Below are 6,358 nucleotides of genomic sequence, written 5' to 3'. Positions count from 1 at the left end.
CATTAGATGTCTGCTGAGAATACCATGGGCATTAGTTCTTACTTTCGTCAAGGTTATTCCCCTGTAATGGGCAGGTTGGATACGCGTTACTCACCCGTGCGCCGGTCGACGCCTGAGAGAGCAAGCTCTCTCATCGTTTCCCCTCGACTTGCATGTGTTAAGCCTGTAGCTAGCGTTCATCCTGAGCCAGGATCAAACTCTCCATTGTAAAATATCTATTTTCTGCCCACTAAACCGAAACATTAAAAATAAGCCCGGAATAGAAAGGCATGAGTCTATCTGATTCAGAACAACATCCTTCGCTTTATTGAAGTCTTCACCTGTACGTCTCAAAGAATACCATCTTCTGACGGTTCGTTCTTTTTACCCAAGCACTCATCTCGAAAACAAGACAAGCACTCGCTTCTTGTACTACTTCTCTGTCTATGAAAATCTTGTCAAAGATCGCTCTCTTTATTCCTCACACCCGTTTCAACAGGCGCAGAAAACGCTACTTGAGAACCTTTGTCCTCAAAAGCGAGTGCAAAGGTAATGCAAATCTAAACAAACACCAAAACTTTTTTGAAGAAAATTCAAAAATAAAACATATTTTTCGATTTATACAACAAAATAGGCAAAACTCTACACCTTAATATATAATACATCATAGAATTTCAAAAGGCAAATGAGCTTCAGATTGTTCCACCACCCCCCTTAAATCTTTCGACAAAAGCTACAATCTTCTGAAAAACTTGATGCTTTTTCGTTAGATATTGTGGATTAAGTGGGCTCATCTTTGGGAGAATTGCATTCAGGTCTGTCCCATTATCACTGGCGAACTCATGCTTCAGAGACGTTTGGATATTTCAAATTAGGGTTGCTATTCGCGTCCTTAGCAACGTTTACGAATAATTGGTTAGGATAAATAAAATATCCTTTGCTTTTGATGGCATCATCTTTTATTGCCGGCGTGATGGCACTATCGGGAAAATGCGCATAGTCTATGCTCTCATCTCCTGCTTCCATAAAGTTGGAAAAGTTTTCACTGATGAAGCGATAGAATAGCGTACCCAAGACAAATTGCTTAAAATCCCAACCATCTACAGCGCCGCGCACCTCGTTGGCAATCTTCCAAATGGCAGCGCGCAGTGCTTCTCTTTGCATGATGCTTGTCATTATTACTTTCGGTTTTTATTTTTAATTGACCTCGCAAATTTACGATTTTATCATGTGTAAAACGAAGGAAAAAATAGCTTTAACATGTATAGGTACTACTTTTTAGAAATTATCGTTGCTACTTATCCAAGATTGAAGCACATAAGAAGTCGCTATGGGAGACCGTCAAAAACAAAAATGATGACGCCCACGCTGTGGCACCATCATTTCTTTTTCTTCCGTAATTTAAAACAGTATCACTGCTTTTAGCAAATCTCCTCACTCCTTTAAAACGGAAACAGCAACGGCAACACAAAGGTCATCACGATGCCGATGATGAGTTGCAGGGGCAATCCCACACGCACATAATCCATAAAGGTGTAGTTTCCGGCTTTCATCACCAAGGCATTGGGCGGCGTAGAGAACGGAGAAGCGAAACACATGCTGGCACCTAACGTCACTGCAAAAAGGAATGCATAGGGACTAACACCCACTTGCTGGGCTGCAACCAAAGCAATGGGAGCCATAAGCACGGCCGTTGCGGTGTTGCTGATGAACATCGTGAGCAGCGAAGTGGTGAAATAAATGCCTGCCAGCAGGGCATAAGGGCCGAAAGCACCTAAACTATTGACCAGCGTTTCAGAGACCATTTGCGACACACCCGTTTTCTCTAAAGCCGTAGACATGGGCATCATCGCACCAATAAGCACCACACTTTCCCAGTTAATCGTTTTATAGGCCGCATCGACGCTGCGGAAACAACCCGTCAAAATCACAAAGAGCGAGGCCATCAGCACTGCCGTCACGGGTGCAATGGGGATGAAATCGAAGACCATTGTGAGCACCATCAGCAACATGATGATGGCGGCAACGGGCGACTTATAATCAAAAATCACCTTAGCAGCCTTCATGTCTGGGCGCCCAAGTGCCACCCAGTTTTCATTCTCTTGATTCATTTGAATAATAGCATCCCACTTACCTTGCACCAACAAGATGTCGCCATTGTGCAAGCGGTGGGCGCCCAAATCTTCCGTAATGCGCTCTTCATCACGACGGATGCCCAGGATGTTGAGTGCATAATCTTCACGCAAACGCGAGTCTTTGATGCGCGTACCAATGAGACGAGAGGTGGGGAGTATCACAATTTCAGAGATGCCGATGTCGTAGAAATCGAGGTGGGAGCTACGCAAATTCTGCAGCCGATAGTCGGCAGCTAATCGCTGCATACCCGATTGATCACCATAGAAAAACAAAATATCGCCATGACTAATCACACTGTCTGCCCAGGCCATGTGTTGGTCTATGACCTTGCCAAACGCACGCTTCCGTTCGCTTCGTATCTCAAGCAGCGTCAAACCATAACGACGTTGCAAATCGAGTTCTTTCACACGCATGCCATTCAGTTCACGTGCTTCTTTGCCCACATGATATTTATAAATCTTCTCTGTCAGATGATATTGCTTGGCCAAAGCCGAAAGTGATTGCCCCTTGCGTCGTTTTTTACCGTCAGCCTCTTTAATAAGCCACAGACTCAAGGGTAACAACACCAGCACACCGATAACAATCACAATTACACCTGTAGGGAAAAACGAGAAAAAGCCCAACGGTTTGAAACCTGCTCGTTGCAGCGTCTCACTGATAACAAGGTTGGGAGGCGTACCAATAAGTGTGAGCATTCCGCCCAAACTCCCGGCAAAAGCCACAGGCATGAGCAAACGAGAGGCACGGATGTTCGACGTCGCAGCCATGCTCATAATGATGGGCATCATAATGGCTACGGTGCCGGTGTTGCTCACAAATGCACCAATCACAGCTGTTGCCAACATCACCAATACGAAAGCACGCGTCTCATTGCCACCCGAAAGGCGTGCAATGCTGTTGCCAACCGACTGTGCAAGTCCTGTTTGCAAGATGGCGCCTCCCACAATAAAAAGTCCCACCATCATCAATACTATCGGTGAGGAGAAACCGCTTAGCGCCTCTTGTGTCGTTAAAACGCCCGAAGCAGTGAGCACCATGAGTGCCATCATTGCAACAATATCGCTGCGTATGCGACCCCAAATGAAAAACACAATGGTTATCAGTAGCGTGATAATCGTCAGTACCATGAAAATAAATAAATGCAGTTAGTCCTGTGAATCAATAATGTTGCAAAGATAATAAAATCGGGCGAGTTGACCAAATGGATGGTATGCCCCGCAACAGAACGAGGCTATTCGTTCAAAACACCATCGGGATGCCACAGCGATTGCTGCAAATCCACACAGCCATTGGCCTTAAACGTCACTCCTTCGCGGCGCAACAGTGCGCCCTGTTCGTTCCACATGGGTGCCAATCGCCCCGAACTATTGACCACACGATGGCAAGGTGCTTGTGCTTCTCCAATCTTTTTAAGCACTAATCCCACTTGCCGTGCATGTTGCGGATGACCAATGAGGCGTGCGATGTGCCCATAGGTGAGTACCCAACCTGGCGGAATGGCACACACCACTTGCTGCACCTCGGCCTGAAAACGTTCGTCAATCGCAACAGATTTCATTTTTTTGACGGGAGTTTTTTGATGACATGACACGGATTTCCTACAGCAATCGAGTCGGCGGGGATATCTTTTGTCACCACCGATCCTGCGCCAATGGTGCATCGATGGCCAATGGTCACTCCGGGAAGAATCGTCACATTGCCCCCTATCCAAACGTCATCGCCTATCGTAATGGGCTTAGCCCACTCCACTCCCAAACGTCTTTCTTCAGGATCAATGGGGTGACACGCCGTAAAGAGGCTCACATTGGGGCCGAGAAACACATGGTTGCCAATGGTCACCCGCGCCTCATCGAGGATTGTAAGATTGAAATTGGAAAAGAAATGGTCGCCTACATGAATGTTACAACCAAAATCACAATGAAAGGGTGAGTTCACAACAGGCTGCACACCGCAATGCCCCAGAATGCGTTTGATGCAGGTTTCGCGCGCTTCTAACTGCGAGGGCTTGAGCTGATTGTAGGCCCAAACGGCATCTTTGGTCTTAAAAAGCATTGATAATATTTCAGGATCAAGCGCATGATAAGGCTCACCACGCAACATCTTTTCCCATTCTTCATTCATCATCCTTTTACTATAAAAATTAATATTCCTCTGTGTGCGCAAGCCTCAGCTGATGCACCTCTCATTAACCACCGAAAACAAAAGGGACATCCATAAAGCCAACGGGGACATAATCCGAACATCACGCACCACATCTTCTCTTTGTTCTTGCCACAAAGATACGTATTTTTTTGCTGCAATAAGCCAACCTGCACCTTTTTCCATAACCATTTCGTGCCACATATTACATACAGCACTGGCACGATAAGTGCTTGTTTCATCCATAATTAGCGTAAAACTGCATAAAAAACAGAGGAGTAATCGTCACAATCACCCCCTATCTGTAGAGACACTGACGAGGTCCATCGCTACATGAAGCAGCGAATAGAATGAAAAAGCATGCAGATTGATTGGAAAATGAATAGCAATTCCGTTGTAAACTCAATGTATTTGTCCGGTAAACTCAATGTGTTTATCCGGTAAGCTCAATGTGTTTACCACCTAATATGCACCATTTTACACTGGCTACCACAAGAGCGCAGCTTCCAAAAGAATGAATGATGGAAGGATAAAAGGTTCATTCGATAACATCTATCACAAGTCTATAGCTTCCAAAAATCATGATTGCAAAGAATAAGAAGTTTCATCTGACTGTGTATATCATAAGACTGTAGCTTCCAAAAATCATGATTGTAAAAAACAAGAGGTTTCATTTGACTGTTTATATCACGAGACAACAGCTTCCAAAAATCATGATTGCAAAGAATAAGAGGTTTTATCTGACTGTGTATATCACGAGACTGTAGCTTCCAAAAATCATGATTGTAAAAAATAAGAGGTTTCATTTGGCTGTGTATATCACGAGACTGTAGCTTCCAGAAATCATGATTGTAAAGAATAAGAGGCTTCGTCTGACTGTGTATATCACGAGACTGTAGCTTCCAGAAATCATGATTACAAAGAATAAGAAGTTTCATCTGACTGTATATATCACGAGACTGTAGCTTCCAAAAATCATGAATTTTAAGAGTAAAATACCTTCTCCTACGGCACTCTCCAGCTTTTTTTGTTGACACAAGCAGTAAACCTCAGTATAGCCCTTCCAGCATACAGAAACATTCTTGTCAACAACGCTTTTCCGAAAAACATAATGAAATATTTGTGATTTCAAATAAATTCTCTTACCTTTGCAGCGCTTTTCGAACATATTCTATACGAAATTCTTTTGGAGAGATGGTAGAGTGGTCGATTACAACGGTCTTGAAAACCGTCGTGCCGAGAGGCACCGGGGGTTCGAATCCCTCTCTCTCCGCTAATAGGCTTCAAAAGGACTTCACAAGGGTTGTCAATTTAGCCTTCAAAAATTAGCTAATCGTTGTAAAATCAAGGTTTTACAACGATTTTTCTTTGTATATACCTCTATCGCCTGACGGCATAACCCTATGTTTTGACAGTCATTATTCGGTCAAATTCTGCTACATAAACTGCTACACAAAAATTGTAGCAATAAAAAATGTAGCAGTGACGGGATTCTGAATACCATATTGACGGCATTAATTCTTTCTTTTTCAGAGTGTTATATATTAATTTTGCAGCCGAGTGCTACACAAAAGAATGATGCATTATGAGAACAACTTTCAAGGTATCCTTCTACCTACGCTCAAACTATGAGAACAAAGAAGGAAAGTCGCCTGTAATGCTCCGTGTATTCCTTAACGGGGTAGTGTCTAAAAAAGTGTGTAAGCTCACCATAATTCTTATCTTTGCATTAAGTAATAAAAAACAACAAGAATATGGAACTTACACAAGGACAAATTTCGGAAATTATTTCGAATTACACAAGTAGCAGTGAAGGTTTTGTCACACTTCAATCGTTGATTATGAATTCTTTGATGGCCCACGAGCGCGAATTATTCGTCAAAGCGAATAAGAATGAGCAATGCAATGGCTTTCGTCCTCGCCGTTGGTATTGTAAGGGCTATACGTTCGTCTTGCGCATACCACGTAGCCGTAGCGGCAATTTCTATCCCGTACTTTTAGGGATTATTCGTAGCGAATGTGAAGAGCGTGCCGCCTTGGTTTATCAACTTTTATACCAAGGGACTTACCACCGAGCAGATTAGTGAGGTGATAGAGACGGTTT

6 protein-coding genes, 1 tRNA gene, 1 rRNA gene and 2 pseudogenes are annotated in these 6,358 nt (G+C 43.6%); 3 read left to right on the top strand and 7 right to left on the bottom strand.

Translation table 11 applies throughout. The features are described from left to right. From HMPREF9431_RS09205 to HMPREF9431_RS09180, 7 genes are all read right to left on the bottom strand, one after another. Window positions 1–208 (bottom strand): 16S ribosomal RNA (locus tag HMPREF9431_RS09205); the annotation flags it as partial. 463 nt (window positions 209–671) lie between these two features. After that, window positions 672–785, bottom strand: coding sequence for a hypothetical protein (locus HMPREF9431_RS13710; RefSeq protein ID WP_404827958.1), 114 nt, complete (start codon window positions 783–785; stop codon window positions 672–674). Window positions 786–819: 34 nt separating this feature from the next. Then, complete coding sequence (locus HMPREF9431_RS09200; RefSeq protein ID WP_004380979.1) at window positions 820–1,155, bottom strand: type I restriction-modification system subunit M N-terminal domain-containing protein; 336 nt, start codon at window positions 1,153–1,155, stop codon at window positions 820–822. A gap of 266 nt (window positions 1,156–1,421) precedes the next feature. Beyond that, window positions 1,422–3,242 (bottom strand): SLC13 family permease, encoded by a 1,821-nt coding sequence (locus HMPREF9431_RS09195; protein WP_004380977.1) that lies wholly within the window; start codon window positions 3,240–3,242, stop codon window positions 1,422–1,424. 104 nt (window positions 3,243–3,346) lie between these two features. Continuing rightward, window positions 3,347–3,673, bottom strand: coding sequence for an MGMT family protein (locus HMPREF9431_RS09190; protein WP_004380976.1), 327 nt, complete (start codon window positions 3,671–3,673; stop codon window positions 3,347–3,349). Continuing rightward, window positions 3,670–4,236 carry a sugar O-acetyltransferase gene (locus tag HMPREF9431_RS09185; protein ID WP_004380975.1) on the bottom strand — a complete coding sequence of 189 codons (567 nt, stop codon included), beginning with the start codon at window positions 4,234–4,236 and terminating at the stop codon, window positions 3,670–3,672. Before HMPREF9431_RS09185 ends, HMPREF9431_RS09190 begins: the two co-directional genes overlap by 4 nt. Window positions 4,237–4,281: 45 nt before the next feature. Continuing rightward, window positions 4,282–4,500, bottom strand: a complete 219-nt coding sequence (locus HMPREF9431_RS09180; protein WP_040561392.1) for a hypothetical protein — start codon at window positions 4,498–4,500, stop codon at window positions 4,282–4,284. A 942-nt stretch (window positions 4,501–5,442) separates the two neighbouring features. On the opposite strand from HMPREF9431_RS09180, the gene HMPREF9431_RS09165 reads away from it, so the two are divergent. From HMPREF9431_RS09165 to HMPREF9431_RS09160, 3 genes and pseudogenes are all read left to right on the top strand, one after another. Further along, window positions 5,443–5,527: transfer RNA gene (locus tag HMPREF9431_RS09165), tRNA-Ser, on the top strand. 312 nt (window positions 5,528–5,839) lie between these two features. Then, a pseudogene (locus HMPREF9431_RS13705) lies at window positions 5,840–5,935 on the top strand (site-specific integrase); the annotation flags it as partial. Window positions 5,936–6,008: 73 nt separating this feature from the next. Next, a pseudogene (locus tag HMPREF9431_RS09160) lies at window positions 6,009–6,358 on the top strand (transposase); the annotation flags it as partial.

The organism is Segatella oulorum F0390, from assembly GCF_000224615.1.
In the GTDB taxonomy this organism is placed as follows: domain Bacteria; phylum Bacteroidota; class Bacteroidia; order Bacteroidales; family Bacteroidaceae; genus Prevotella; species Prevotella oulorum.
Note: the sequence above shows the minus strand (reverse complement) of the source record. Positions and strands in the feature narration are given on the sequence as shown.

Excerpts from the sequence above, each read along its gene's own strand:
- HMPREF9431_RS09185 (WP_004380975.1), bottom strand. The coding sequence starts at position 4,236 with ATGAATGAAGAATGGGAAAAGATGTTGCGTGGTGAGCCTTATCATGCG.
- HMPREF9431_RS09195 (WP_004380977.1), bottom strand. The coding sequence starts at position 3,242 with ATGGTACTGACGATTATCACGCTACTGATAACCATTGTGTTTTTCATT.
- HMPREF9431_RS09190 (WP_004380976.1), bottom strand. The coding sequence starts at position 3,673 with ATGAAATCTGTTGCGATTGACGAACGTTTTCAGGCCGAGGTGCAGCAA.
- HMPREF9431_RS09180 (WP_040561392.1), bottom strand. The coding sequence starts at position 4,500 with ATGGATGAAACAAGCACTTATCGTGCCAGTGCTGTATGTAATATGTGG.
- HMPREF9431_RS09200 (WP_004380979.1), bottom strand. The coding sequence starts at position 1,155 with ATGACAAGCATCATGCAAAGAGAAGCACTGCGCGCTGCCATTTGGAAG.